Source organism: Streptomyces sp. KPB2, from assembly GCF_003950055.1.
GTDB lineage: Bacteria > Actinomycetota > Actinomycetes > Streptomycetales > Streptomycetaceae > Streptomyces > Streptomyces salinarius.
Genome location: NZ_CP034353.1, coordinates 7,972,179 through 7,996,461, shown reverse-complemented (window position 1 = coordinate 7,996,461; position 24,283 = coordinate 7,972,179). Strand labels below are relative to the sequence as shown.

Below are 24,283 nucleotides of genomic sequence, written 5' to 3'. Positions count from 1 at the left end.
CGGTCGCCGTGGCCCGCCCCATGACGCGAACGGGCCGACGGCCGCCCTGTCGTTCAGTGGCCACAGCTTTCGCAAGGCGCCATGACCCTGTCAATAGTTTCGACCGACTTTCGGAAACTCTCCTATCCTGGGAGGCGGGCCTGGCGGGCACTAACTTCCTGTTCAGGCGGCTTCTGCCCCGAGGCATCGCGAGAGATGAGATGAGAAGCGGGAGGGCTGGACCGCAACCGAGTGCGTGATGTTCGAAACTTTCGAACCCCGGAGCCGGGTCGGTAGCGGAGACGGATGGCGGCACCGGCGCTGACGCACCGAACGACGCACAAAGGCGGACGATGCCGTCCCGGTCGTCACGGGCCAGAAATAGACGAACGCCGTCCTTCACGCCCTGGCCTGGTTACATCCGGCAGGGCTCGGCCCCTACTCCGCGTCCAAGGCCGCCGACTGGGCTCTCACTGGTGCGACGCGCGACGAGCTGGCTCCTCGCGGTATCACCGTCCCGGTGCTGCACGTCGGCTACATGCCCAGCGAAACGACGACCGCCCGTATGGGCGTCAAACCGGGTCGCATGGGCACCGCCAACACTCAGCCGCGCACCAGCCCCGGTGCGGACGGCTCGATCTCCCCCGCGAAGACGATGATCTGGTCGATGAGGCTCCGTCGCAGATGGACGACGTCCGTTCCCGCCAGGCGGGGGCCTCCGTCAGGTGTGGTGAAGACCCACTGGTACCGGGCCCATTCGTCAGGCATGTCCACCGCGGAGCAGCGCACCATCGTGCCGGTCCCCGCCGGGTGGCGCCGGATGTCCAGCACGAACCGCTCGACCGCCGCGATTCCCTCGCTTCGGCCCAACGGCCCCCAGAAGACCACGTCCGAGGTCAGCGCCTGGGAGAGCAGGGCGGTCACATAGCTTTCGTCCGAGGCGTTGAACGCGGAGATGAACGTGTCGATCGCGGCGCGTGCGGTCTCTTCATGCATGCCTCAGTAATATCAGCCGTTTCGCGTGCGCTCGTCCTACGAGGCCCCTTCCGGTCACGGTCAATCTTCCCGGTCACAGCACTGGTTAGACTCTCGGCACCCGGGCGGCCCGAAGGGGAGACACTTCCGTGCACATGTATGACAATCCGGTGATCAGCGGGTTTCATCCTGATCCGAGCGTGTGCCGCGTCGGTGACGACTATTACCTGGTGTGTTCCAGCTTCGAGTACTTTCCCGGGCTGCCGCTCTTCCACAGCAAGGACCTCGTGCACTGGGAGCAGATCGGCAACGTGCTCGACCGGCCCGGGCAACTGCCGCTGCCTCTCCCCGGTGCCAAGGCGTCCGGAGGCCTCTACGCCCCGACCATCCGTCACCATGACGGCCGCTTCTGGGTCATCAACACCAATATCGACGGTGGCGGCAACTTCGTCGTCTCGGCCGAGCGGCCCGAAGGGCCCTGGAGCGACCCGGTGTGGATCGACCTGACCGGGATCGATCCCGACCTGGCATGGGACGAGGACGGCACCTGCTGGTGTGCCTTCTCCGGCCCCGAAGGGGGCATCAACATGGCCAGGATCGACCCGGTCAAGGGCGAGGTGCTGGAGAAGCCCTTCGCCACATGGTCGGGCAGCGGCCTCAAGTACCCCGAGGCGCCGCACCTGTACCGCATCGGCGACTGGTGGTACCTGCTGATCGCGGAAGGCGGTACGGAACGCGGTCACAGTGTGTCCGTGGCTCGCAGCCGCTCACCGCGTGGCCCCTGGGAAGGCGCGCCCGCCAATCCCCTGCTGTCCCACGGCGGGACCGCCCGCTCCATCCAGAACACCGGCCACGCCGACCTGGTGGAGGCTCCCGACGGCAGCTGGTGGATGGTGCTGCTCGGCGTCCGCCCCCGGGGCTTCACGCCCGACGTGCACGTGCTCGGCCGCGAGACGTTCCTGGCCCCCGTGGCGTGGGACCGGGACGGATGGCCCGTCGTCGCGCCCGTTCCCGTGAGCCATGCGGCCCCGGGTGGGGCCTGGCACCCCCTGCCGGCCCCGCCCGCCCGGGACGACTTCGAGGGCTCCTCTCTCGCACCGCACTGGATCTCGCCGTTCGCCCGCCAGGAAGGCTCCTGGTCGCTCACCGAGCGGCCCGGCCAACTGCTCCTCAACGCCACCGGCCCATCCCTCGACCGACCCGGGTACACCTTCGTCGGGCGGCGCCAGCAGCACCACGACTGCCGCGTCACCACCCTGATCGACCCGGGTACGGGACGCGGCGGACTCTGCGTACGTCTCGACGAGGCCCACCACTACGAGGTGGAGGCCGGGGGCGGGGAGGTCCGTGTCGTCGCCCGGATCGGGCCGCTGCGCCAGACCGTGGCCCGCCGACCGGTGCCGGCCGGGCCGCTGCACCTCACCGTGACAATCCGGACGTCGAACCTCGTTCCCGCGTCGCCCGAACTCACCGACGGCGGGACCACCGGGCCCGACACCATCGTCTTCGGGCTCGGCGATCCCGACGCCACGGATGCCCGGCCGCTCGCCGAGCTGGACGGGCGCTACTTGTCCACCGAGGTCGCCTGCGGCTTCACCGGCCGTGTGATCGGCATGTACGCCACCGAGGGCACGGTCGCCTTCGACTGGTTCGAGTACGCCCCGACAACGTCCGTGTGACACCCGGCGGCACCGGCCACGGAGTGGACGGCCGGTGGCGAGCTGGTGCGCGAGGGACCGCACGAGGGGCAGCAGTGCTCCCTCAGATCCAGGTCGGGGCCGGGACGGGGCGACGTGGTGGGCGGCTCTTCGTCGGACGAACCGGCGGCGTGCCCGTGGTGCAGATGCTGCGTCGCAGGAGGCCGAAGCCGACCATCTTGTGGCGACCGGCAGGCCTGATCAGGATGCCGAGGGCCGAGGTCCGGCCGATGAGTTTCCGGTGGTTGCGCCGTCTACCCCTCGACGAAGGGAGCGCACCATGCGCAAGGTCATCGTTTGCACGTTCCTGACGCTGGACGGCGTCATGCAGGCACCGGGCGGTCCGGACGAGGACGCCGAGAGCGGCTTCCGGCACGGCGGCTGGCAGAAGCCGGTGGACGACGACGAGGTCGGCACGGCCATCGCGGGCTGGTACGAGCACTCCGACGCGATGCTGCTCGGCCGCAAGACCTACGAGATCTTCGCGGCGTACTGGCCGACCGCCGATCCCGGCAACCCGTTCACCGACCGGATGAACAGCATGGACAAGTACGTGGCGTCCCGGACCCTGACATCCGTCGAGTGGCAGAACTCCACCCTGCTGGAGGGCGACGTCACTCATGCCGTACGCCGGCTGAAGGCCACCGACGGCGGCGACATCAACGTCGTCGGCAGCGGCGACCTGGCCCAGACCCTGATGCGGCACGACCTCGTCGACGAGTACCGGCTGACCATCCACCCGGTGATCATCGGGACCGGCAAGCGGCTGTTCGCCGACGGTGCGATCCCCACCGCGCTGGAGCCGGTCAGTGTCTCGACGACGAAGGGAGGCACCGTCGTCGGCGTGTACCGGCCGAACGGCAAGCCGAGTTACGACAGCTACTAGGGTCCGCCTGCCACGACATTCGAGGGCGTCAGCTCGCGCGCTCCGCGCTCGCGGCACTCGCGGTCGCACCCATGGACATGATTCCGCGCAGTCCGTTCCGGAGCACCTCGACGTCGACCGTGCCGAACAGGGCCTGCTGGGCGATGAAGCCCTGGACAGCGCCGATCAGGGTGCGTGCCATGTGGTCGGCGGGGATGTCCTCCCGTACGAGCCCGGCCTGCTGATAGCTCTCGACGAGTCCCGTCCAGCCTTCGCGCAGATGACCGAAGCCGTCCCGGAGGATCGCGGCGAGCTCGTCGTTGCGCAGGGTCTCGGACCACACCTGGAGGATCAGCCGGGCGAAGGACTCCCCGTCTCCCTGGGTGAAGCCGGCCGGGCCCTCGTACACCTGGTGGAGGACGCGGCCGACGATCACGTCCGGGGGCGGCGGCGGGGTCTCGCGAGCGGCGTCCTCGAAGGCGGCGCGGACGGTGGCGAAGCACTCCCGCGCGATGGCACCGATGATCTCTTCCTTACTCCGGAAGTACCGGTAGACCGCGCCCGCCGACAGGCCCGCCTCGCGCAGCACGTCCTGCATGGACGTGGCGTGGAAGCCGTTGCGGGCGAAGCAACGGGCCGCACCGTCGAGGATCTGGCGGCGGCGGGCGTCGAGGTGCGCCTGGGATACACGAGCCATGTGCCCCAAATTAAAGCGAACGTTCATTCTTGACAAGCTTCGAACAGCGGAGCAACAGTGGGACTCACAAAAAACGAACGATCCTTCTCTTTGAAACGAGGGTTCCACCGTGTCCGCTACAGCCCCCGCCCGGCCGCCCCTGCCCGCGGCCCGGCAGATGCTCGTGGTACTCGTGATGGTGCCGGCCGTGATCGCCCTGGCTCTGTGGGCGTTCGCCTGGCCCAATGCCCGGATCGCTCCGCACGACCTGCCCGTCGGCGTGGCGGGCCCGGCGGCCGCTGCTGAGCCCCTGCGGCAGGAGCTCGAACAACGGGACGGAGCATTCGACGTCCACCGCTACGACGACGAGTCCGCCGCCCGCGACGCGATCGAGAACCGGCACGTCTACGGCGCCGTGGTCGTCACCCCGCAGGGCCCGAAGCTGCTGACCGCGAGCGCCGCGGGCCCCGTGGTCGCCCAGTTGCTGACCGATGCCGTCTCGCGCCAGGCGCCGCCCGGACCACGCCTCCAGACGGAGGATGTCGTGGCCGCACCCGAGGCCGACCCACGCGGATCCGTACTCGGATCGAGTGCGCTACCGCTGGCGCTCGCCGGGGTCGCCGCGGGATCGCTGGTGACCCTGCTGGGGCTGCGCGGTGTACGCGCCGCCACCGCACTGGTCGGGGCCGCCGCCCTGGTCGGGCTGGCCGCGGCGGCGATCGCCGACAGCTGGCTGGGCGTGCTCACGGGCAACTGGTGGGCGGAGGCCGGAGCCCTCGGGCTGATGGCGTTGGCCGCGGGCGCCGCGGTGGCCGGGTTCGCCGCTCTTCTGGGGCGGGCCGGCCTCGGCGTCGGCGGCCTGCTCGTCGTCCTGCTCGGCAACCCGTGGTCCGGCGTCACGTCGGCACCGGAACTGCTGCCCGAACCGGTCGGCGCCATCGGTCAGTTGCTACCGCCGGGTGCGGGCGGCACCCTGCTGCGCTCCGTGGCCTTCTTCGACGGCAGCGGCGCCGGCACGGCGATCGTGACGCTCAGCACGTGGACCGTGCTCGGTCTGCTCGTCGTGACACTGGCCGGCCTGCGCGGCCGCAAGACCCCGGCGGCCAGGGAGCAGCACGCGGCCCCGAGCCCGGCGCCGGTGTCCTGAAGCCGGGCGTACCCCTGGACGTGCGCCCTTGAGCGGCCGTACGCCATCCGCTGTAGCGGACGGGTGGCGTACGGCCTCGTCGAGTGCGCGTACATGGACCTGGGCGGCGCGGGCCGCTCCCCCGGGTTCGTGACGGAGGATGCGGGCCGGCCCGCGGGTGGAGAGGCGCCGGCGTGGCGGAAGATCTGTGCCTGGCGCGTCAGGGCGCGGCCAGGCCCGGTTCGCCGGCGAGCCGGAGCAGGTCGTCCGAGGACGGTTTGATCACGCGTTCCGCCTACGCCGAGGTCCCGGACCACCACGGAGAGATCCGCACCCACCGTTCGCGGGTGGGCACCGGCGCCGCCTCGTCGTGCTGAAGCGGCCTGCACGGAGGGTTTGGAACAACGGCAGCACCTGTGCCAGTCTGCGTGTCACTCCTCCGAAAGGTCTGCCCTGATGCTCGGCATGGTCGTCTGGGACATCCGCTCGCGCGCTTCGACGCCAGAGCGGTAACGACTCCCTGCTTCACCGCACACGCCTGTCACCGCTGTTGTCCGGACAGGCGTGGGTTCGGTCTGCTCCTCGTCGAAGTGCTCTTCGTGCCCCCCGCACGTTCGACCACGAGGAGTACGTTGTGTCCACCATCCGCTGGACCGAAAACCACACACAGCAGTCCGCCCGGTGGCATTCCGAGAACGCCACCCCCCTGCCCAAGCGAACCGTCGCCGCCGACGACCGGCTGAAGGCCGACGACGCCTACCGTCTGGCCTGCGAAGGAACAGCACTGCTCTGGCGGGGCGACTTCCACAACGCCCGTCAACTGCTACGAGCGATCGGCCGCCGTATCGACCGCAGAGCGCCCGGGGCGGGTTCTTCCCCGAGCGAGTCCTTCCACCTCCACCGGCGTCACAGGCGCCACCGCGCCCGAGTCCTCGGCAGGCTCTTGGTACTGCTGGACGACGACTACACCCTGGCGTTGCGCCGGGCCCCCGATGTCCGCCGGGCATGTCTGGAGGCCTACGGTCCGCCGACGGGACCCACAGCGGTCTCGCTCAGGGAACTGCTGGGAGTGATCGGCGCCCACCAGTGGCGCTCGAAAGGGATCGACGTGCCGGCGCTGGGCACCCGCATCCACCCCCACTACGGCGTCTTCGCGCCGGTCAGGGGCGAGTACGTCGACCTGGTCGCCCGCGCGCCGCTGCCGTGGGCGACCCGGCGCAGTCCCGCCACCAGTACGGCGTTCGATCTCGGCACCGGAACCGGGGTCCTCGCCGCGGTGCTGGCCGGCCGCGGAATCAGCCGCGTCGTGGCCACCGACGTCAGCTCACGCGCCCTGACCTGCGCCAGGGAGAACATGGACAGGCTCGCGTTGGCCGACCGCGTCGAGGTGTCGGGCCCCGCCCTGTTCCCCGAGGGCCGCGCCGACCTCGTCGTGTGCAATCCGCCGTGGCTTCCCGCCCGGCCGACCGGCCCGATCGAGCAGGGCGTCTACGACCCGGACAGCACCATGCTCCGCGGCTTCCTCAGCGGACTGGCCGGACACCTGCGCCCAGGTGGGGAGGGCTGGCTGGTCCTGTCCGACCTCGCGGAGCACCTCGGCCTCCGCACCCGGCGGCAGCTGCTCGACGCCGTGCACGCGGCAGGCCTCCACGTAGTGGGCAGGATGGACACCAAGCCCCGGCACCCTCGCTCCCAGGACGCCAGTGATCCGCTCCACGCGGCACGCGGCGCGGAGACCACGTCCCTCTGGCGCCTGGCGACACGACCGGCGAGCCGGACAGCGTCGTCGGCAGGGCGGGGCGTGGCGGGGGCGGGGAAGGCGGCAGGCCTCGAAGAGGTGTCGACATGGTGAGCTCACCGGGACGTTCGCGTTCGTAGCGGCGGACGACCTGGCCGGTGGGCCGATCCATACGGCGTAGACGGTTCAGGCCGTGTCGAGTCAGGACGGGGTGGACCGTTGAGGCGGGCGTGGTCAGGATCGGTCCGATGCGGGCGGGCCCGAGCTTGCCTTCGCGCCGCAGATCGCAGATGCGGTTCTCGATGTCCGCAGGCGTGCGGTGGGGTGTCGTCAGGGGCGGCGCGAGCGGTCGAAGAGCCCCGCGTCGCCTTCGGCTCACCAGCGACGGACCCACTTGCAGCCGGTGGCGCGGGAGATGCCCGTTTCGTCTGCGACGCGCGCTACTGGGCGGCCCGCTCGTACCCGGTCGACCAGGAGGCGCCTGCCGTGGGCAGTGAGGCGGGCGTTCGCGTGAGACACGGGTACCTCGTCAGTCCATGGCCGGTCCTCCCGGGGTGGGGCCGGTCGTGTCGTGGAGGAGGAACTGTCCGCCCGCCTGCTCGGCGAGGCCGGCACCGAACAGGGCGCCGGGTGTGTAGGCGCCCGGCCGGCCCTCGCCGCGGGCAAGGCGGGCGGCCACCGAGGCGGCCACCGACGCGGTGTAGGCCATGCCGTCGTCGGCACGCAGCCAGCCCTCCCGGCGGGTGCCGTCAGCCCAGTCGACCACCGCGTGCCCCCACGAGTGACGGCGAGGCGCCGGGGATTCCTTCATCTTGGCCTTGGCCAACCGGCTGAGGGCGAAGCGTCGCAGCGGCTCGATGGACAGCAGCTTTCCGACGAGTGGGGCCACGGCCCGCACGGCGTACGAGGTGGGAGCCATCCCGGTGGTCACTGTGACGGACGGTGCATTGCTGGCCCGGTGTGCGGCGAGGAGCTCGGCGGTGGGAGCGCCCGCGGACTTCGCCCGTTCCCCGTCGGGGAGGGCGAGGTCCTGGAGATCGGCGCCGAGGCGTGAGGTGACCATGCGTCCGTCGGCGTATCGACGTCCACCGGTGGCAAACATGTCGACCATGGAGGCGGCGAAGGCGGCGCCGACGACTCCGGCGCTGAGGGACACCGAGGCCAGCGCGTCGACGCGCACGGCGGCGGGGGTTGGGCGGTCCTGGCACAGCTTGATCACGACGGCTTCGGTGGCCAGCACGCCGAAGCCCGATCCGGTCACCAGCGTGCTGCCCGACTGTTCGGCCTCCTGGTCCAGGTCGAGCAGGCGGGGGACTGCGGTCAGATCTGCGGCCAGGTCGAGGTAATGCCCACCGGGCATGCACGCCCGGGCGATGACCGGGGCTGTCTGCGCGTAGTTCCCGATGCCGTTGAAGACCACGGCAGGCCGCTGCCGGGTGATCTCGGCCGCGATGCTGTCGATGCCGTTCGCGATGACGACTCGGCTGCCGAGGTCCGCAGCGGTCTTGCGCAGCCGGTCGCCGTCGCGTTCGCGTCCGACCAGTACGGGCTTGAGTCCCTGGGCGGCAAGGTTCGCTGTGACGGCGCTTCCGATGCGCCCGCTCGCGCCGAGTATCCAGATCTCCTCGGGTCGCGCGCTCTGCGTGGTGTCGGTCATGAGCCTGCTCCTGTCGTGCCGTGAATGCGGCGGTCAGCCGCCTAGCCGAATACAGCGGTCGCCCCCTCACAGTGATGTCTCACTGTGTCATCACTGACTCTAGCACTGATGACACAGTGAGACATCACTTGCTATCGTCCGACTATGGCCAGATGGGATCCCGGAACCGCGGAGCGCCTCACGCAAGCGGCGCTCGAGCTCTACACAGAGCATGGGTACGACAACGTGACAGTGACACAGATCGCCGAACGGGCCGGGATCACCCGCCGCTCGTATTTCCGCTACTTCCCCGACAAGCGCGAGGTTTTGTTCGCCGGCTCGGAGCGGCTGCCCGCCGCAGTACGTGCGGCAGTCCTGGACGCCGACCCGGCTGCTTCCCCTCTGTCGGCAGCGCTCGCGGCTCTCACTCAGGTCGGCGCCGCCCTTGCCGAGCACATCGACCGCACCGCTGAACGCCGCGCTGTGATCGACTCCAGTCCGGAGCTTCAGGAGCGGGAGCGCACCAAGCTCGCTGTGCTCACGAACGCCATCCAGGACGCACTCCTGCAGCGGGGCGTCGACGACGACAACGCGAAACTGGCGGCGCAGATCGCCACCATCGCATCCCAGAACGCCCTCGACCGCTGGGCTGAGGCGCACGGCGAGACGGACTTCGCGACCTGCCTCAACGCAGTCACCGTGTCGCTCCGGGACGTGCTCACCGAAGGCATCGACCGTCGGCAGGGTGAATCGTGCTGCGCCAGAGGCGCAGAGCGTGCAGCAAACGGATGTCAGCGAGCAATTGTCGATACCTGTGAACTGGCGACCCAGCGGGGTGAGGGAGGCTTGAGTCTCCCGTAGGGGGAGGCGGGAGAGTGCGGGCATGAACGGCGACACGCTCTTCACGATCGGTGACCTGGCCCGGCGGACCGGGCTGACGGTCAAGACCATCCGGTTCTACTCCGACACCGGGATCGTGCCGCCGACAGACCGCAGCCCGGCCGGCTACCGGCTCTACGACATCGAAGCGCTGACGCGTCTGGAGCTGGGGCGCACCGCGTGACCTCGGACTCGACCTTGCCGTCATCCGGCAGGTACTGGACCGGGAGGTCTCCGTGCCCGAGGTCGCGGCCGCACACGCCGATGCCCTGGAGATCCAGATCCGCACGCTGCGACTGCGGCGCGCCGTGCTGCGCGCGGTGGCCCAACGCGGCTCCAGCCCCGAGGAGATGGACCTCGTGCACCAACTTGCCAAGCTTTCCGACGACGAACGCCGACGGCTGATCACCGACTTCATCGGCGACACATTCGTCGGGCTCGGCGCCAACGCCGACTTTGTCGATATGATGCGCTCGGCCATGCCCGAACTGCCGGACGACCCCGAACCCGAGCAGGTCGACGCCTGGGTGGAACTCGCCGAGCTCACCCAGATCCCGACTTCCGCGCGGCCGTGCGTCGCATGGCGCGGTACCAGGCGGCCGAGCGCGCCCAAGGCGACCGCACCGGCCTGCGCCACTGGCTGCTGACACGCCTGGAGATCGCCGGCGACCCCCGCGCGGAGCGCTACTGGCACCTGCTCGCCGTCATCGACGGATGGCCTGTCCCGCCCAGCCTGGCGTCGGTGTTCACGTGGTTCACGCAAACCTTGCGCGCTGGCACCGGGCAGCCAGCCCGCATGGAGTAGTCCCGGGCCTGGCGGCCGGCCCGTTCCCTCGCGGCTTCGGTCGACTTGATGGGGTCCGTGGTGCGGGGCGGCTGGCCGTCACCGGCTACGACGACATCGACGCGGCGTCGATGGTCTCCCCCGCGCTGACGACGGTCGTCGACCCGGCCCGGGAGATTGGCCGTTCGGTGGCCCGGCTGCTCATCGACCGGCTCGATGGGGCGGGGGCGCCCGGGAGGTCGTGTTGACGCACCGGCTGGTACGTCACGCCTCTGCGTGAAACCAGACGCGGACGGTGCCCCCGCCCAGAGTCGCCGGCCGATCTCGCTGCCGCGTTCACCAAGCACGGCCGCGCAGCCCGGGCCGCCGGGGAAACGTCAGTCGTCGAGGGCCTCCAGGACGTCGCCGAGGTCGACGAACTTGAAGCCGGTGGCCTCCCGGTCGTCGTCCTCCGGAGAGGCGTGACCGTCTTGTACGACGAGCAGGCCGTCCGGGTACCTGCGGCCGAGCGGCTCGGCGAGCACGTCCGCGCCGTCGCACTCCTCGGAGCCGTCCAGCGACCCGGACGCGGCGCCCACCCGGAAACCGCCCTCGTACTCGTAGTCGTCGGAGCGTTCACGGTCGTAGGCGACGAAGGTGTCGTCGCCCTGGCTGGAGGCGAGCAGGTAGCCGTCCCCGTCGTCCTGCTTCAGCAGGGTCAGCCCCTCGACGTCCGCCGACATCCGGTCACCGCCGAAGCCGGGGTCGTCACCCGCCAGGCACTCGTCGGAGGCCTCGTCGTACGTGGCCGGCACACCGTACTCGCGGACCTTGTCCTGCAGGACGGGAGCACCCTTGAGATCGGCCCGCAGGCGCCAGATGCCCACGTCCTCCTGCCCGGCGAAGAGCGTGCCCGTCTCCTGGTCGACGACCATGCCCTCGACCTGCGGGCCCTCGCCGGGATCGCCACAGGGGGACCACTTCGTGCCGTCGGGCATCGTGAAGACGGCGGGCAGGTCCAGGGTGCGGACCTTCCGGTAGGACACCTTGCCCCGACTCGTCGTGGTCAGTTCCAGCAGCGCGATGCGGGTGGTCGCGTTCTGGCTGACGAGCGCGTAGGACTTGCCGGTCGCGGAGTCGGTGTAGGTGGCCAGGCCATAGGCGGTGCTCTCCTCATTGACCTCCTCCTGCGAGCCGGAGAAGATCCACGGGGCCGAGGGGTCCGTGACGTCGGTGAGCGGGGCGTCGGACCGGTCGCCGTCGACGCGGTAGATGCGCAGCTTGTCGCTGCCGCGGTCGCTGACGACCGCCAGGTCCGTGGCGTCGGAGCCCAGGGACGTGTCGTGCACCAGGTCGACGTTGTTGAAGCGGCCGGGAGCGTCGTCCGCGCCGGGTGCCGCGGGCGCGGGGACCGACTGCACCTGCCGGGCGTCGAGGTCGTATACCCGCAGGCCGCCTTCCTTGGCCGTGGCGATGACGAGGCTGGCGTCCGGGTCGGCGGAGTTGCGCCAGATCGCCGGGTCGTCGGCGTTCGCGTTACCGCCCTCGTCGTCGTCGAACAGCGCGGCGGTCTCGGCCCGAGGAACGACCACGGGCGGTGCGGCGGGCGCCGATGCCTCCGCCGAGGGTACGTGCGCGAGGGCGGCGGTGAACACCAGCGTCGCCGTCGCCGCGACGACACTGGAACGGTGTCTTGTGAACGCGTGCACGGACGGTCTCCTTCGTCAGGGAGCTGGTGGGACCGGCGCACATCCGGCGTTGGGCCGGGACCGCACCCACCAAGGGGACGACGTCACATGATCGTGAACGCAGGCGGAGGTACCGCATCACCCCGGCGACCCCTCGACGACGGGCGCATGACCGAGAGGTGAATGAGCCCACCCCGCCGTCCACACGACCGCCCCGGCGCTGATGGGCACCGACTGCCCCGCTCCCCAGCGCTGCTCCGACAGCACACTGCAGGGACGTGGCCCCCGTCGACCAGGACGAACACGAACTCGACCTCGGCACCCACGTCAACGCCTCCCCGGAGCAGCGCCACGGGGCCTGCTTCACACACGCCCCGAACCTCAGCGACCGCGCGCGTCACCACTGCACCCTGCTGCTCAACGCGATGGGGAAGGCCGGTTTCACGAACTACGGGACCGAGCTCTGGCACTTCTCGGCAGCAGACCACTACGACGCGCTGATTGCGGCAGCAGCCGCACGCTCGCTACGGGCAACTGCCCGGCGGTAGCGCTCTCCCGGAAGGTGCCGCGGTGCCGGAGCTCTTCGTGGGGCGGCTACGAGGGGCGTTGTCAGAGGCGATTGGCAAGATTGCGACCATGAAGGTCACTCCTGTCACTCCGCCACGGCCGATCGACGTCGCCGCGGTCTTTCCTCGACTGGCTCCGCTGGCCCGCACGGCGACCCGTCTGCACCCCCGCCCTGGGGCGCCGACGTGGCATGACAGCTCGATCGGCGGGCCGCTGCTGTGGCCCGCCGAGGAGCCGTGGCCACATTGCGAGGAACCGCATGTGGTGGATGGCATCAACCCAGCGCTGTCCCCGGCGGATCTGCGGCTGGAACGACGGATCTTCGCCGCCTCGCACGGCCGGGACCTGACTCCGGAGGAACAGGAGGCTCTTGAGCGGATCCGGCCCCCTCGGACGTATCCGGTGAGGCTGGCGGTCCAGGCGTACGACGGCCCCATGGCGATGCTGCCCGTCGCGCAGCTGTACGCAAGGGATGTCCCCGATCTGAGCCCGCCGGAGGGCAAGGATCTGCTGCAGGTTCTGTGGTGCCCCTTCGATCATCCGATCATGCCCAGGACCCTGCTCTTCTGGCGTTCGGCAGCCTCCGTCACCGACATCCTCGACACTCCACCCGAGCCGCCCGCAGTGCAGTTCGACGGCTATCTACCGGACCCGTGCGTGCTCGAACCGGAGCAGATCACCGAGTACCCCGACCATCTGGAGCTGAGCGAAGAACTGCGGGAACAGCTCAAGCAGTTGAGTGTGCCGCAGACGGCAGAGGAAGGCATGGACCCGGACACGTACTACGACTGTGTGCTGTCCAACGCACCCGGCTGGAAGGTCGGCGGCTGGCCCGCTTGGGACGCCACCGACCCCAGCTCGCAGCCCTGCTCCGAGTGCGGCACCGACATGGAGCTCCTGATGACCGTCGCCACGTTCGAGGAAGGCGACGACGCCGGGAACAGCTGGTCTCCGCACCCCCACCCAGGTGCTGGACCGTACCCCGGCCACCGCGGCTTCAACGCGACCGGGGTCCAGATAGGCAGCGGCTACCGGCAGCACCTGTTCGTCTGCCCGGCAGAGCCCGAGCATCCGCACATCGAGTTGATGACGTAGCCCGTCCGCAGTGTGCAGCCGGGGTGTCACGGTGCGGGAATGCCGTGACGGCGGGTGGCCGCGAGGCTCGGGGTACCTACCTGCGGCCCGGCATCCGAGAAGGAAACAGGCCATCCCTGACCGAGGTTCGAGTCTCCCGGTGGAGCCGAACCACTGCTCCTCGGCCGCGGCCGGGCTGTCAGCGCCGCGGGCGACCTCCGGGACCCGGCATGGTCCGCATCGAGGACGACCAGCCATCGCCGGTGGACAGTCACACCGGGTCGGGCAGGTCCATGAGCGCGAGCTCGACCGGATCGACCACGGCGGTGATCTCGGTGATACGGCCGTCGGCGACGGTGAAGGCGAGCAGGGACAGCGGAATGCCGTCCTCGTTCCAGGCGATGACGCCGGGTCGCCCGTTGACGATCGCCGCATGTCCGTGCGCCGCGCCGCCGGCCAGTCGGGCGCGGCCTGCCACCTCGGTGACGGCGTCGGCGTCCTGGCGGGACAGACGCAGCTACGCCTCCTACACCGCGTCGTCCGCGTCGGCGTGCGAGCCGAGCACTCGGTAGGCAACGGCTGTGAGCCGGACGCGGTGCGCCTCGAAGGCCTCGGCGATCCGATCGGCGGGGTGGGCGCCGGACATGGTGTTACCTCCCTGGAAGCTGCTCCGTCACAGGGGTGACGGGCGCCGGCCCCGCAAGGTAACCCCGACCAAGGAGAGCAGCCTGCCATGCAGAACCGACTGAAGAACAAGAACACCAACAACCCCGACGTGTGGAAGGCGGTCGGGCACCTGCAGAAGGCGATCGCCGCCGGGGGCGTCGACCCGAAGCTGCTCGCGCTGGTCCACTTGCACTCCAGCCAGATCAACAGCTGCTCGGCCTGCCTCTACGCCAGTGTCGCCGGGGGGAAGAAGGCCAGTGACACCGACGAGCGGCTGCACAACGTAGCGGCGTGGCGTGAAGCCCCGTTCTGCACCGATGCGGAGCCTGCGGCACTCGCGCCGGCCGAGGCCGCCACCCGGCTGCAGGACGGTGCGGAGGGGGTCACCGACGAGATCTGGGAAGAGGCCAACGCCCAGCGCCCGGTTCTGCCGCTCCCGCCCGGCCGTAGCAGTACGAGAAACAGGGCGGCCGATGCAGAAGTCCTTGGCCGGCGTGGTCCTGGGTTCGCCAACTGCGGCCACGCCGAACCCGAGTTCGTCCGGCGCATGATCCAGAACGCCTTGCCACCCCCGGTACCGCCACCTGTTTACTTGGCGCATGACCGACAAGATGAGTCACAGCAACGTCCACCGCACCACGGCTCCCGCTTCCGGCGCCGAGATGGTCGAGCCGTACGGAGACGGGACGGGCTTTCGGTTCAAGATCCGCAACGTGGAGATCGACGGCCGGGCCGGCGTGGTGCACGTGCGCGGAGGAGGTTCGCACGAGGTCACCTTCGACCTGCTGCACGACTGCTCGGAGTGCGGCAACGCCGTCAACCAGGTGATCGTCGGCCTGGCGGGCCAGGACCGGGCCCAGGCATCGGTGTGGAACGGCAAGCAGCGCAGCGGGGGCGGCGTGAAGGTGGTCAATCCCGGCACGCGTGTCGAGGCCCTGGCGGAGGACAACCCGGGCCCGGCGCAGTGGGTGAACGTGACGTGCGACGTCGTCGTCCCCGACGAACCCGGCGTCTACTCGGTTCGAGCACGTTACGCCCAGGCGTATCAAGGACGCCTGATGACTGCCGAAGGACGTGCCGTCCCGCAGCCGGAGTACCAGGACGTGCTGGGGTGGTGGAAGGTCGACCGTCCGGAAGGGCCCGGCCCGGAATCGACCATAGGCACCATCGTCGTCGAGGCGTGAGGCTGCTGGTCAGCCTCTGCGGCCAACTCCACGGGCTTGAACGGGCCCGGCCCGGTCCAACCCCCGACGCCGATCGCGGCCCGGCGGCCCGCTTCGCCCGCCTCACCCGCCTCACCCGGCAGGGGCGGGCTCCAGGGAGCACGCCCCCAAGGGCAGGGTCTGCCGAATCGGTCGATGCCGTCCGCCTGGGCGTGTGGTCAGGGCACATCGCTGCTGTTCCGGCACTACTGCGTCCACTCGTACGCGTGGTCGCAGACGAATTCGGCGAAGGCGCGCGGCGGACGGCCGGTCAGTTCGAGCACCGCAGTGCTGACCTGGTCTTCGCGTCCCTCCTTGATTCCGCGCTCGACGGCGGCAAGGGCGTCTGCGAACTCGGTCGGCATTCCGGAGGCACGGTGGACGGCAGCCTGTTCCTCCTCCGTAATACGCCGCACCCGCACCTGTCTGCCGGTCTGCGCGGTGATGATCTGCGCGGCCTGTGGATAGCTCATCCCGTGCGGCCCGGTGATCAGGTAGTCGCTTCGAGCGCCCACCTCCGGGTCAGCCAATAGCGCGGCAGCACTGGCCGCGACGTCCCGCGCGTCGACCCACCCGAGCTTGCCGTCACCGGCTGCCGTACGGATCTCACCGAGTCGATGGATGTGCTCGGCCAGTGGGTGCGGGCGCAGGAAGTTCTGCATGAAGCCGGACGCGCGGAGTACGACACCTCCGGGCTGGGCCTGAACCTGGGCTGCCATCGCCACGGCACTGGGCGCGTTCGGCAGAACAATCGCGGAGCCGAGCATCACGAGGCGCTGGACACCGGCCCGCTGTGCCTGGCGCAGGAAGGGTTCGACCAGCGGCAGCGGGTCCACACTCTCCACCGGCGGCAGCAGGAAGACCCGGTCCATCCCGTCGAGCGCAGGTCCGAATGTGGTCGGGTCGTTCCAGTCGAAGCGGATCGGATCGGGGTCGGCTGTGGCTGGGTTCCGGCTGGCGACCCGAGCCCGCACACCAGCGTTGCGGAGCACTTGCACCAGCGCCTTGCCGGTCTTACCGGTCCCTCCGGTCACGAGCACTCCGGACATCAGGCGTCCTTCCTTTCAAGCGAGTCGATGAGCCCGGCGAGGGTCCCGGCAGCGGCGGCCGCCGACAGCGGGCTCCAGTAGTCGCGGAACAGAGCGATCAGCCCGTCGCGGACCGTGAGAACCACGATGTAGTCCAGGAGGTAGGGCTGGGAGGTGGCCACGGTGCGGCCGGTAGCCGTCCACTCCACCACGACGGTGTCCGCTTGATCCGTGGGCCGCACGGTAAGCGCGGCCACCTCCTTCATGTCCATCAGCTCCGGATAGTGAGCGAGGTAGGCGCGCACCTCCTCACGTCCGCGGAGAACGCGAGGGGAGTTCCCGGCTGCGAAAGGGAATTCCGCAATTCCGTCGGGGGCCCACAGATCTGCCACGGCATTCATGTCTTTGGCCAGCAGCAGGTCGATCATGCGGCGAAAAGTCTCCTCGGGCGTACTGTGCACCATTCCTCCTCGTAGTCAGCAAACCGACTGGACCACCATGCACAGCAGGCTTGTGGGCGCGGAACGGACGACTAAGCCCCGGACCAGCAGTACGAGGCTCAGTCATCCCTCCTGTGACACCATGGAAGAGTGAGCAGCCAGGAACTCGCAGACTTTCTCCGCCGCCGACGCGAGGACCTGCGACCAGAAGATGTGCAGACCGGAGCGACGCTTCCACCAAGTCGGCGCGCCCGTCGCACACCCGGATTGCGCCGCGAGGAAGTAGCCGCCCTGGCGCAGGTGTCGGTGAGCTACTACGAACGGCTGGAACGGGCGCGGGCTCCCCGGCCCTCACCGCAGGTGCTGTCCGCGCTGGCGACGGCTCTCCAGCTCACTGAAGCCGAGCGTGACCATCTGGCCCGCCTGGCCGGACAAGTACTGCCGGCCGAGAACGACGGTGCGCCGGAGCACGTGCCCGAGGACGCCCAACGACTGCTCGGCAGACTCGACGGCATCCCTGCCTACATCGTCAACGACCGGCAAGACATCGTCGCATGGAACGCAGCAGCCGCAGCTCTGATCACCGACTTCTCTCGTCTCACACCCGAGGAGCGCAACCTCACGCGCATCTCAACGAGATTCCGTGACACGCTCTGCACCGGCGCGCCCGGTTCGGAATCTGATTTCTCTCGGCAGGTAGCCGCTCAATTGCGCGCAGCCAGCGTTCTGTACCCCACAGACAACGTGCTCGCGGAGCTGATCAACGAATTCGCGGCCCACGATCCAGACTTTGCGAGAAGCTGGCGCAATCATGCTGTGAGCCCCATACCGGGCGTGCGAAAAAACCTGCACCACCCCACACTGGGCGAGCTCGAAATCGACCGGCACACCCTCAGCCTGCCCGGCTCGGGTTTCTCCTTGGTGATGTACACGGCAGAATCCGGCAGTCCCAGCGCCGCTGCACTGAAGAGCCTTTGACCGCTGCCACGCCCGAGCACCGAGACCGTGGGCACGATCGGGGGCGTTCATCGCGGCCGGCGGCTCAGGAACCAGCCACGTTTGTGTGCGCGGTCCAGCCGGTCGCTCGGATCCACTCGGCCAGGTCCAGGGTGGCCGGCTCGATCGCGCGCACCGCGGAGAGGTCCGCAGGGGATCCCGCCGCCTCCGCGAACTCGCGGAACATCACCCTGTCGAGGTCGTTGGGAAGCACGCTCAACGGGAGTGCCTCGTACCGGGCCGGGAGCCCGGCGCGCACCCCGAAGGCCGCGGCGATCCGGGGGCCCGTCAGCTCGTCGCCCACGAGCTCGACGACTCCGCCGGGCGCCTGCGCGGTGCCGAGCAGAAGCGCGGCGGCGACCCGGCCGATGTCCCTGACCGAGATCATCTTCAGGGGGACGTCCTCCGGCAGCGGCAGCCTCAGCACGATCTCCCCATGCTCCAGGCTCGGTGCCATCACACTCGCGAAGTTCTCCATGAAGGCGGTCGCACGGACCATCGAGGCCCTGAGGCCGGACTTCCGCAGATACTCCTCGATCGAGTGCTTCGAGTCGTGGTGCGGCACACCCGACTCCCGGTCCGCGCCGAAGACCGAGTTGAACACGACGTGCGGGACGCCGGCCTCGACCGCCGCGTCGACGAGCGTCGTACCGATACGGATCTCCGCCTCGACCTCTTCGAGGCTGTTCGCCTCCGGGGTCATGAAGTAGAACCCCTTGACCGTCACCAGCGCGTCGGCCAGTGACGCCGGGTCGTCGGCCCGGATGGCCGCCAGCTCGACGCCGCGGGCAGCGAGCGCCTGAGCCCGGTCGGACTGCGGGTTGCGGACCAGAGCCCGCACCCGCGCCTTGTGGTCCAGCAGCGCGTCGACCACCGCCCCGCCCTGTTGCCCCGTCGCGCCGAAGACTGCGATCGTGCCGGTCGTGTGTGCGCTCATCGCTGCCACCCTCCACTAGTTCACGCCGTGAACAAAATTAGTTCACGGCATGAACCTCGTCAAGGTGCGCGTGCGCGTTCGGCGGAACCTCACGGTGTGGTGGGTTGGTTCGAGGCGGCCGAAGAGAGATCCGAGGTGTCCACGATGGCGGTGGCCACGCGCTCGAAGTCGCGCTGGTCGTCGGCGTCGAGATTCCTCGCGATCTCGGGCAGGCGCTTGGCGACCGCGGCGTAAACGGCCTCGCCGAGCACCTTCCCCGTGGGCGTCGCACTGAGCATGACGACCCGGCGGTCCTGCGCCGAGCTTGCCCGGTCGACCAACTCGCGCCGCGCAGTGCGATCGACCAGCTGGCTCAATGCGTTCTTGGTCATACCCAACGACGCGGCGAGGTCAGCCATCCGCCGCGGCTCGTTCCTGACCGCGCAGAGCAACGTGGCCTGCGAGGGGGTCAGGTCGAACTCGGCGCAGACCTCCGCGTACTTGCGCTGAATCACAACCGAGAGCCAGAAAAGCTTGTCGCCATAGTCCACACCGACCTCCCTGGTCCGATGGCAAACGGCCAGCCTACTCGTCGCGGGCCGGCAGCCTGCACGGGGCGGCCTTCTGGAGTCGGCCATTGCCATTCGTCCCGCAATGCGGGTGACAGCACGCGTCAGTGGATCGCCGACGAGCGTTTCTCATGGGCCGCCGAGGACGAACGCGGCGCCAAGAACGGCCGGTGAGTCTGTCCGCGTACGTCCGGGACGGTCAGTTCAGCAGGGCGGCCGTGAACGTCTGGCGGTGGTCCACCAGCCAGGTCTGCATGCGGTCCCAGCGTTCCCATCCGCCACGCTCGGCCAACGCCCGGAGATGGACAGGGTCTCCGCCGGCCACACGGCGGGCCACGAAGGCCCGGCAGACCTCCGTGGCCTGCTCGATGACACCGGGCAACTCGGCGCGGTCATTCGACGAGAGGCCGTAACTGTCGGCAAGCATCCGCAGCCGTGCGGCCGCGTCCAGTCCAGGGGGATAGAGTGCGGCCGCAGACCCGGGATCGAGCATGGGCACCCAATAGCGGGCAGTCATAGCGACATCCCAGAGGGCACGGCCCAGGGCCGCCAAGTCGAAATCGATCACTGCCGCGGCACGACCGTCGCGGAAGATGACGTTCTCCGGACACATATCGTTGTGGCACAACATCGTTCCTCCCTCCGGGTCGGCGAGGTCCGGGGGCCACTCGGCACGGGTGTCGATCGCGGCGACCGCGCTGGTCTCATGCAGACGCCGCAGCAAAGTCCCCACGGATTCGAGGGCAGAACTCGTCATCGCCCAGTCCGGGAACGGCGGCAGAGCCGCGTCGCCCGGGATGAACGTCAGCTGCTCACGGCCATCTGCGGTGAGACCGACAGGGCTCGGCGCCCCGTTGAAGCCGTGCTCCTTCAGCGCAAGGAGATGGGCATGCAGGGCGCGCGCATTGTGTGGTGCCGGTCGCTCCACCAACTCCCCCCGCCGGAAGACCGCCCCCGCGTTCGCCATCCCGCCGACCAGGGCCTCGTCTTCAGCCGTCATGAGAATCACGCTATCGCCAGATCAACCTGCGCGGGCCGGGCCGCAAACTCGGCACGAGAAGACGGCCCGTCGAAAGACCAGTACCGCGCACCGGACCGACTTCACCAGGACGTCACGCTGAAGACTTCGATCGGCCCTCGCTGGCAGCCCAGCAGGAGGAGCGCCAGGCTTCGCCGCACGGCACGGAACTCCACGTCATCGGCATCCACCTCTACCTGGAGCGGCCCGACGGGAGGGGTGCTGGTTGGAGCGCACGTCGACGGCGTTGTGGGTGTTGGCCGCTTCTGGTCGGCTGCTGCGGATCTTGGCAGCCTCCGCGGTCCAGGCGTCGGCCTCCGTGAGGCGCCCCAGTTCCCTGAGGCGGGTACCGACATCGGTCAGTGCCAGGACGAGGCAGTCCCGGTGGAGGGCGGGGTTGGCGTCGGTCCGGGCGAGTCGACGGTAGATGTCGGCGGCCTCCTTTGCTGGTGGGAGTGCCTGGGCCGTGCGCCCCGATTGTGCGAGGCGGTGTCCGAGGATGGTCAACGCCAAGGCGAGACCGGGCAGATGCGCGGTGGGGTGGTCCGCCGCCAAACGGCGGTTGAGGGCGACAGCCTCCTCGGCCGGTGTGATCGCCTCCGCCGTGCGCCCCACAATCGCCAGCGCCATGCTGAGGTTGATCAGCGATTGCCCGAAGCGAGACGCGTAGCGGTCGGGGTCCGCCTCGGCCAGCCGGCGGTACAGATCAGCGCCTTCCCGGACCTGGTCCACGGGCAGGATTCCGAAGCCGTTGCTCAGCGTGTACGCGAGGTCGGCCTGATGGACGACCGGGTCGGCCTCAGCCAGTTGGCGGTAGAGGCGGACGGCCTCCTCGGCCGGCGCCATGGCTTCGGCACGACGGCCGACGTTCCTCAGGCGCACGCTGAGGGCCGCCAAGGCCTTTGCAAGACCGGCTTGATGCGCGGCGGCGAAGCCTGCGCCGACCAGTTGGCGGTAGAGGTCGACGGCCTCCTCGGCCGGGGCGACAGCCTCGCGGTTGCGGCCCCCTTCGGCATACCGGTAGCTGAGAAGGGTCAGTGCCAGCGCGAGCGAAGGAGTGTATGCGGCGGGGTTCGCCTCGACCAGCCTGCGCCCTATCGCCACCGCCTCCTCGCTGGGGGCCAGAGCCTCCCGCCTGCGGCCCAGATCCGACAAGCTGTTGCCGAGGTTGTGCAGGGAGGCGGCGAAGGGGCGAAGGTAGGCGGCGGGATAGGTGGCGGCGAGCTGCCGGTAGAGCTCAACGGCCTCCTCCACTGGGGTGAGAGCCTCGTGCAAGCGACCCACTTCAGCGAAATGACCGCCGAGGTTGGACAGCGAGAGTGCGAGGTGGGGCAGATACGCGCCGGGGTCGGTCTCGGCGAGCCGACGCCGGATCGACACCGCTTCCTGGGCCGACACGATGGCTTCGTGACCCCGTCCGGAATGATGGAGCCGGGCGGCAAGGTTGGTCAGCGCGAGCGCCAGGTCGGGAAGATGCGCGACGGCGTCGGTGCGGACCAGATCGCGGTAGAGCTCGGCGGCCTCCTTGCTGGCGGCAAGGGCTTCTTGCCGACGGCCGAGGTCGGCGAGAACATTGCCGAGGATGGTCAGGCCGGCGGCAAGCCCGGGCCGATGAGTAGCGGGATCGGCCTCGGCGAGCGAGCGCCGGATCGCCACCGCCTCCTCGATCGGGGGCAGGGCCGTGGTGTGCAATCCGGCGTTGCTGGTGCGAAATGCGAGATCGTGGAGCAGACGCGCACGGGTCGCGGGGTCGGTGGTGGCGGCGAGCCGGTGGGCGGTCAGGCGTTGGGCCAGGGCCGCAGCGCCGACGTCGAGGTCGAAGTGGCTGACGTCCGGCAGCTTGGACGCGATGCGTTCCAGGACCGCCAGGTCGAGGTCGGCGAGCTTGGTCAGGCGGGTGATCGCGGCGCTTCCCGCCGTAAGGGCCAGTTCCGGCTGGCGCCGCAGCAGCGGCTGCAGGTGCTCGGTGGTCAGGTGGGGCCACCGGTGGGCGGTCTCGATGAGGACGGTGAGGGCCTGGCGGGTGAACGGGGTGGGGTCGGCGTCGTTCCCCGCTGGTGCGAGCAACAGGCCGGGCGCGGTGGTGGACCAGGAATCGGTGGCGTAGTAGCGGAACTGCTCCTCCTTGCCGGGCAAGGTGAGGGCGAGGAAATCCTCACCGAGCCGGTCGGGGGTGAGCGGCTCCAATGCGCGGGTGGGATCCTCGGGCGGGTAGCAGTACGCGTGATCGTTCAAAACGTGGCCGGCCGCCGCCTTGGTGTCGGTGACGCCGGTGCGGACCAGCGCAGCCGCGGCGTCGGCCGCGTCCAGGGAGCGGGTGAGGGTCGCGACGTATACCGTGCGGCGCATGGTTTGTTCGGTGACGCGCACCGGGCCGCGTCCCTGATCGTGAGAGGACCGCCAGTGGTCGTGCTCGCGGTCCAGCAGGTAGGACGACAGCGCGGCCTGGTCGCTTCCGGCTGGAGCGGTCCAGCCGCGGGCCGCCGCGTCGACGTCGACCAGCGCCCTCATGTGCACGGTCAGCGTCAGGCCGAATGCTGGACCGTCGAGGTCCCTGGGGAGCGCGACACCGACGGAGTCCGTGATGTCGAAGATCTCGGCGAAGCGGTCGCGGGCCGCGGTGTACATCTCGGCGCGTCCCTCAGAGGTGTTGGGGAGTGCCTGTAGTTTCACGGCGTCGACATCGAATATGTCGAGCTTGGACAGCTGATGGGCGAGGCTTTGCCACCAGGTACCAGCGGGACGTGCGAGGAGGAGGATACGCAAACGGTCGCGGGCGGCGTCCCGGTGCTGACGCACAAGCGCGATCAGGTCTTCCAGGGGCCAGCGTTCGGCGTAGTCGACGATCAGAACCAGGCCAGGTGCGCGTACCGTCAGGTGCTCGTCGCCGCCGCCAGCCGAGGCTACCTCCGAACGATGACGGGCCAGCGCTACGGACCACCCGGCCTGTGTCGAACGAGTGGCGAATTCGATGGCCAGACGCGTCTTGCCCTGACCGCCCTCGGCATGAAGCAGCCGCACCGACAGTCCCGGTGACCGGTCCTCTCGCCATGACTCCAGGACATCCAGCTCTGGGCGTTGCCGGAACGGCACGATCCTGTACCGGGCGGCCAGCAGACGGCTGGGAACCCGGGCGAATCCCGGCGTCCGGGCCGGTTCGGTGAGGAGGAACGGCTCCACTCGATAGGGGGGTTCGTTGCGGTAGATGTAGTTGTACTGGTCACCGTGCTGGACCGCGTTGACCTGGCCGCGGCTGCCGGCCTCGATGGCCTGCGTGAAGACTGCTGGTTCGCGCTGACGCGATCCGGCCGACTCCTCACTCATTCGTTTACCTCACCCGAGCCTTCGGCCCTTGCCGTTGCTGGTGGGGACGAGTCCATGTAGTAGTTGTGCTGGCTGCCGTGCTGCACGGCATTGACGATGCCGTGATCGCGAGCGATGTTGGTCTGCGCCCAACTCTGCTGTGCCCCGGGCAGATCCTGCTGGATCCGGTCCACCAAGGCGTGGAGTTCCGCGGCGGCCTCGGGGTTCCGTTGCAGGAAGTCCTCCAGATCGTCCTGCCATCGGGGAAGCTGACGCTCGCGCTCCCGCTCTGTGTCCTGGGCGCTTTCCACCCGGCTGGCGCTGCCGTCCAACTGAACCTCGACGGCGGCCTGCTGAGCCGGGACGTAGCGGCGGTAGAGTGCCACTGTCGCATTGCGCGCGTTCTCCCAAGCACCTGTCGCCATTGCGGCGACGATGGTGGTTGCTCCCGTCATGGCCAAGGTGGCGACTTCTTGCTCCAA

General features: G+C 69.5%; 21 protein-coding genes and 4 pseudogenes. 12 read left to right on the top strand and 13 right to left on the bottom strand.

Going from position 1 to position 24,283, the window contains the following annotated elements; translation table 11 throughout:
• Positions 1 to 373: 373 nt before the first annotated feature.
• Positions 374 to 529 (top strand): annotated as a pseudogene (locus tag D1J63_RS37475) (SDR family NAD(P)-dependent oxidoreductase); the annotation flags it as partial.
• A gap of 53 nt (positions 530 to 582) precedes the next feature.
• Here the strand turns inward: D1J63_RS37475 and D1J63_RS36200 are convergent.
• A complete protein-coding gene (locus D1J63_RS36200) occupies positions 583 to 975 on the bottom strand; it encodes a nuclear transport factor 2 family protein (RefSeq protein ID WP_125634953.1) in 393 nt (130 codons plus the stop codon).
• A gap of 134 nt (positions 976 to 1,109) precedes the next feature.
• Between D1J63_RS36200 and D1J63_RS36195 the strand changes: the two genes are divergently transcribed.
• Together D1J63_RS36195 and D1J63_RS36190 are read left to right on the top strand one after the other, a co-directional pair.
• Positions 1,110 to 2,633, top strand: a complete 1,524-nt coding sequence (locus D1J63_RS36195) for a glycoside hydrolase family 43 protein (protein ID WP_164713272.1) — start codon at positions 1,110 to 1,112, stop codon at positions 2,631 to 2,633.
• Positions 2,634 to 2,931: 298 nt separating this feature from the next.
• Entirely contained in the window at positions 2,932 to 3,537 is a 606-nt protein-coding gene (locus tag D1J63_RS36190) for a dihydrofolate reductase family protein (protein ID WP_125634949.1), read from the top strand.
• A 28-nt stretch (positions 3,538 to 3,565) separates the two neighbouring features.
• On the opposite strand, the gene D1J63_RS36185 is transcribed toward D1J63_RS36190, so the two are convergent.
• On the bottom strand, positions 3,566 to 4,213 hold the full coding sequence (locus D1J63_RS36185; RefSeq protein WP_125634947.1) for a TetR/AcrR family transcriptional regulator: 648 nt from the start codon (positions 4,211 to 4,213) through the stop codon (positions 3,566 to 3,568).
• Between the two features lie 157 nt (positions 4,214 to 4,370).
• Here D1J63_RS36185 and D1J63_RS36180 point away from each other — a divergent pair, with 157 nt between their 5' ends.
• Together D1J63_RS36180 and D1J63_RS36175 are read left to right on the top strand one after the other, a co-directional pair.
• A complete protein-coding gene (locus D1J63_RS36180) occupies positions 4,371 to 5,339 on the top strand; it encodes an ABC transporter permease (protein ID WP_125636069.1) in 969 nt (322 codons plus the stop codon).
• 613 nt (positions 5,340 to 5,952) lie between these two features.
• Positions 5,953 to 7,170, top strand: a complete 1,218-nt coding sequence (locus tag D1J63_RS36175) for a class I SAM-dependent methyltransferase (protein WP_125634945.1) — start codon at positions 5,953 to 5,955, stop codon at positions 7,168 to 7,170.
• Here D1J63_RS36175 and D1J63_RS36170 read toward each other — a convergent pair.
• Together D1J63_RS36170 and D1J63_RS36165 are read right to left on the bottom strand one after the other, a co-directional pair.
• Positions 7,169 to 7,575: pseudogene (locus tag D1J63_RS36170) on the bottom strand (leucine zipper domain-containing protein); the annotation flags it as partial. The gene D1J63_RS36175 and the pseudogene D1J63_RS36170 overlap by 2 nt on opposite strands.
• Positions 7,576 to 7,585: 10 nt before the next feature.
• Positions 7,586 to 8,713: a saccharopine dehydrogenase NADP-binding domain-containing protein gene (locus D1J63_RS36165; protein WP_125634942.1), complete on the bottom strand. Its 1,128-nt coding sequence runs from the start codon at positions 8,711 to 8,713 to the stop codon at positions 7,586 to 7,588.
• Positions 8,714 to 8,857: 144 nt separating this feature from the next.
• On the opposite strand from D1J63_RS36165, the gene D1J63_RS36160 reads away from it, so the two are divergent.
• Complete coding sequence (locus tag D1J63_RS36160) at positions 8,858 to 9,553, top strand: TetR/AcrR family transcriptional regulator (RefSeq protein WP_125634940.1); 696 nt, start codon at positions 8,858 to 8,860, stop codon at positions 9,551 to 9,553.
• 22 nt (positions 9,554 to 9,575) lie between these two features.
• Positions 9,576 to 10,376, top strand: a pseudogene (locus tag D1J63_RS36155) (MerR family transcriptional regulator).
• 356 nt (positions 10,377 to 10,732) lie between these two features.
• Here the strand turns inward: D1J63_RS36155 and D1J63_RS36145 are convergent.
• Positions 10,733 to 12,043, bottom strand: a complete 1,311-nt coding sequence (locus tag D1J63_RS36145; protein ID WP_125634936.1) for a phytase — start codon at positions 12,041 to 12,043, stop codon at positions 10,733 to 10,735.
• Positions 12,044 to 12,300: 257 nt separating this feature from the next.
• Here D1J63_RS36145 and D1J63_RS36140 point away from each other — a divergent pair, with 257 nt between their 5' ends.
• Together D1J63_RS36140 and D1J63_RS36135 are read left to right on the top strand one after the other, a co-directional pair.
• Positions 12,301 to 12,570 (top strand): M15 family metallopeptidase, encoded by a 270-nt coding sequence (locus D1J63_RS36140; RefSeq protein ID WP_240798879.1) that lies wholly within the window; start codon positions 12,301 to 12,303, stop codon positions 12,568 to 12,570.
• 22 nt (positions 12,571 to 12,592) lie between these two features.
• Positions 12,593 to 13,684, top strand: coding sequence for a hypothetical protein (locus D1J63_RS36135; protein ID WP_307811946.1), 1,092 nt, complete (start codon positions 12,593 to 12,595; stop codon positions 13,682 to 13,684).
• A gap of 250 nt (positions 13,685 to 13,934) precedes the next feature.
• Here the strand turns inward: D1J63_RS36135 and D1J63_RS37470 are convergent, their stop codons facing one another.
• Entirely contained in the window at positions 13,935 to 14,141 is a 207-nt protein-coding gene (locus D1J63_RS37470; RefSeq protein WP_232250001.1) for a hypothetical protein, read from the bottom strand.
• Positions 14,142 to 14,396: 255 nt separating this feature from the next.
• Between D1J63_RS37470 and D1J63_RS37465 the strand changes: the two are divergent.
• Both D1J63_RS37465 and D1J63_RS36120 read left to right on the top strand, forming a co-directional pair.
• A pseudogene (locus D1J63_RS37465) lies at positions 14,397 to 14,666 on the top strand (carboxymuconolactone decarboxylase family protein); the annotation flags it as partial.
• Positions 14,667 to 14,928: 262 nt separating this feature from the next.
• Positions 14,929 to 15,513, top strand: a complete 585-nt coding sequence (locus D1J63_RS36120) for a hypothetical protein (protein WP_125634934.1) — start codon at positions 14,929 to 14,931, stop codon at positions 15,511 to 15,513.
• Positions 15,514 to 15,737: 224 nt separating this feature from the next.
• On the opposite strand, the gene D1J63_RS36115 is transcribed toward D1J63_RS36120, so the two are convergent.
• Positions 15,738 to 16,580, bottom strand: coding sequence for an NAD(P)H-binding protein (locus D1J63_RS36115; RefSeq protein ID WP_125634932.1), 843 nt, complete (start codon positions 16,578 to 16,580; stop codon positions 15,738 to 15,740).
• Positions 16,580 to 16,987 (bottom strand): nuclear transport factor 2 family protein, encoded by a 408-nt coding sequence (locus tag D1J63_RS36110; RefSeq protein ID WP_232250000.1) that lies wholly within the window; start codon positions 16,985 to 16,987, stop codon positions 16,580 to 16,582. Before D1J63_RS36110 ends, D1J63_RS36115 begins: the two co-directional genes overlap by 1 nt.
• 162 nt (positions 16,988 to 17,149) lie before the next feature.
• On the opposite strand from D1J63_RS36110, the gene D1J63_RS36105 reads away from it, so the two are divergent.
• Positions 17,150 to 17,977: a helix-turn-helix transcriptional regulator gene (locus D1J63_RS36105; protein ID WP_125634930.1), complete on the top strand. Its 828-nt coding sequence runs from the start codon at positions 17,150 to 17,152 to the stop codon at positions 17,975 to 17,977.
• Positions 17,978 to 18,041: 64 nt separating this feature from the next.
• Here the strand turns inward: D1J63_RS36105 and D1J63_RS36100 are convergent, their stop codons facing one another.
• The 5 genes from D1J63_RS36100 to D1J63_RS36080 form a co-directional block, all read right to left on the bottom strand.
• Positions 18,042 to 18,932 (bottom strand): NmrA/HSCARG family protein, encoded by an 891-nt coding sequence (locus D1J63_RS36100; RefSeq protein ID WP_125634928.1) that lies wholly within the window; start codon positions 18,930 to 18,932, stop codon positions 18,042 to 18,044.
• Between the two features lie 89 nt (positions 18,933 to 19,021).
• The gene (locus D1J63_RS36095) at positions 19,022 to 19,462 is read right to left on the bottom strand and encodes a MarR family transcriptional regulator (RefSeq protein WP_125634926.1); all 441 of its coding nucleotides are present in this window, start codon (positions 19,460 to 19,462) and stop codon (positions 19,022 to 19,024) included.
• Positions 19,463 to 19,679: 217 nt separating this feature from the next.
• Complete coding sequence (locus tag D1J63_RS36090) at positions 19,680 to 20,480, bottom strand: phosphotransferase (protein ID WP_125634924.1); 801 nt, start codon at positions 20,478 to 20,480, stop codon at positions 19,680 to 19,682.
• 195 nt (positions 20,481 to 20,675) lie between these two features.
• Positions 20,676 to 23,822 carry a tetratricopeptide repeat protein gene (locus D1J63_RS36085; RefSeq protein ID WP_125634922.1) on the bottom strand — a complete coding sequence of 1,049 codons (3,147 nt, stop codon included), beginning with the start codon at positions 23,820 to 23,822 and terminating at the stop codon, positions 20,676 to 20,678.
• Positions 23,819 to 24,283, bottom strand: coding sequence for a hypothetical protein (locus D1J63_RS36080; protein WP_125634920.1), 465 nt, complete (start codon positions 24,281 to 24,283; stop codon positions 23,819 to 23,821). The genes D1J63_RS36085 and D1J63_RS36080 overlap by 4 nt, the downstream gene beginning before the upstream one ends.

Coding starts and splice junctions, on each gene's coding strand:
- D1J63_RS36200 (WP_125634953.1), bottom strand. CDS start 975: ATGCATGAAGAGACCGCACGCGCCGCGATCGACACGTTCATCTCCGCG.
- D1J63_RS36195 (WP_164713272.1), top strand. CDS start 1,110: ATGTATGACAATCCGGTGATCAGCGGGTTTCATCCTGATCCGAGCGTG.
- D1J63_RS36190 (WP_125634949.1), top strand. CDS start 2,932: ATGCGCAAGGTCATCGTTTGCACGTTCCTGACGCTGGACGGCGTCATG.
- D1J63_RS36185 (WP_125634947.1), bottom strand. CDS start 4,213: ATGGCTCGTGTATCCCAGGCGCACCTCGACGCCCGCCGCCGCCAGATC.
- D1J63_RS36180 (WP_125636069.1), top strand. CDS start 4,371: ATGCTCGTGGTACTCGTGATGGTGCCGGCCGTGATCGCCCTGGCTCTG.
- D1J63_RS36165 (WP_125634942.1), bottom strand. CDS start 8,713: ATGACCGACACCACGCAGAGCGCGCGACCCGAGGAGATCTGGATACTC.
- D1J63_RS36160 (WP_125634940.1), top strand. CDS start 8,858: ATGGCCAGATGGGATCCCGGAACCGCGGAGCGCCTCACGCAAGCGGCG.
- D1J63_RS36120 (WP_125634934.1), top strand. CDS start 14,929: ATGACCGACAAGATGAGTCACAGCAACGTCCACCGCACCACGGCTCCC.
- D1J63_RS36115 (WP_125634932.1), bottom strand. CDS start 16,580: ATGTCCGGAGTGCTCGTGACCGGAGGGACCGGTAAGACCGGCAAGGCG.
- D1J63_RS36110 (WP_232250000.1), bottom strand. CDS start 16,987: ATGATCGACCTGCTGCTGGCCAAAGACATGAATGCCGTGGCAGATCTG.
- D1J63_RS36100 (WP_125634928.1), bottom strand. CDS start 18,932: ATGAGCGCACACACGACCGGCACGATCGCAGTCTTCGGCGCGACGGGG.
- D1J63_RS36090 (WP_125634924.1), bottom strand. CDS start 20,480: ATGACGGCTGAAGACGAGGCCCTGGTCGGCGGGATGGCGAACGCGGGG.
- D1J63_RS36085 (WP_125634922.1), bottom strand. CDS start 23,822: ATGAGTGAGGAGTCGGCCGGATCGCGTCAGCGCGAACCAGCAGTCTTC.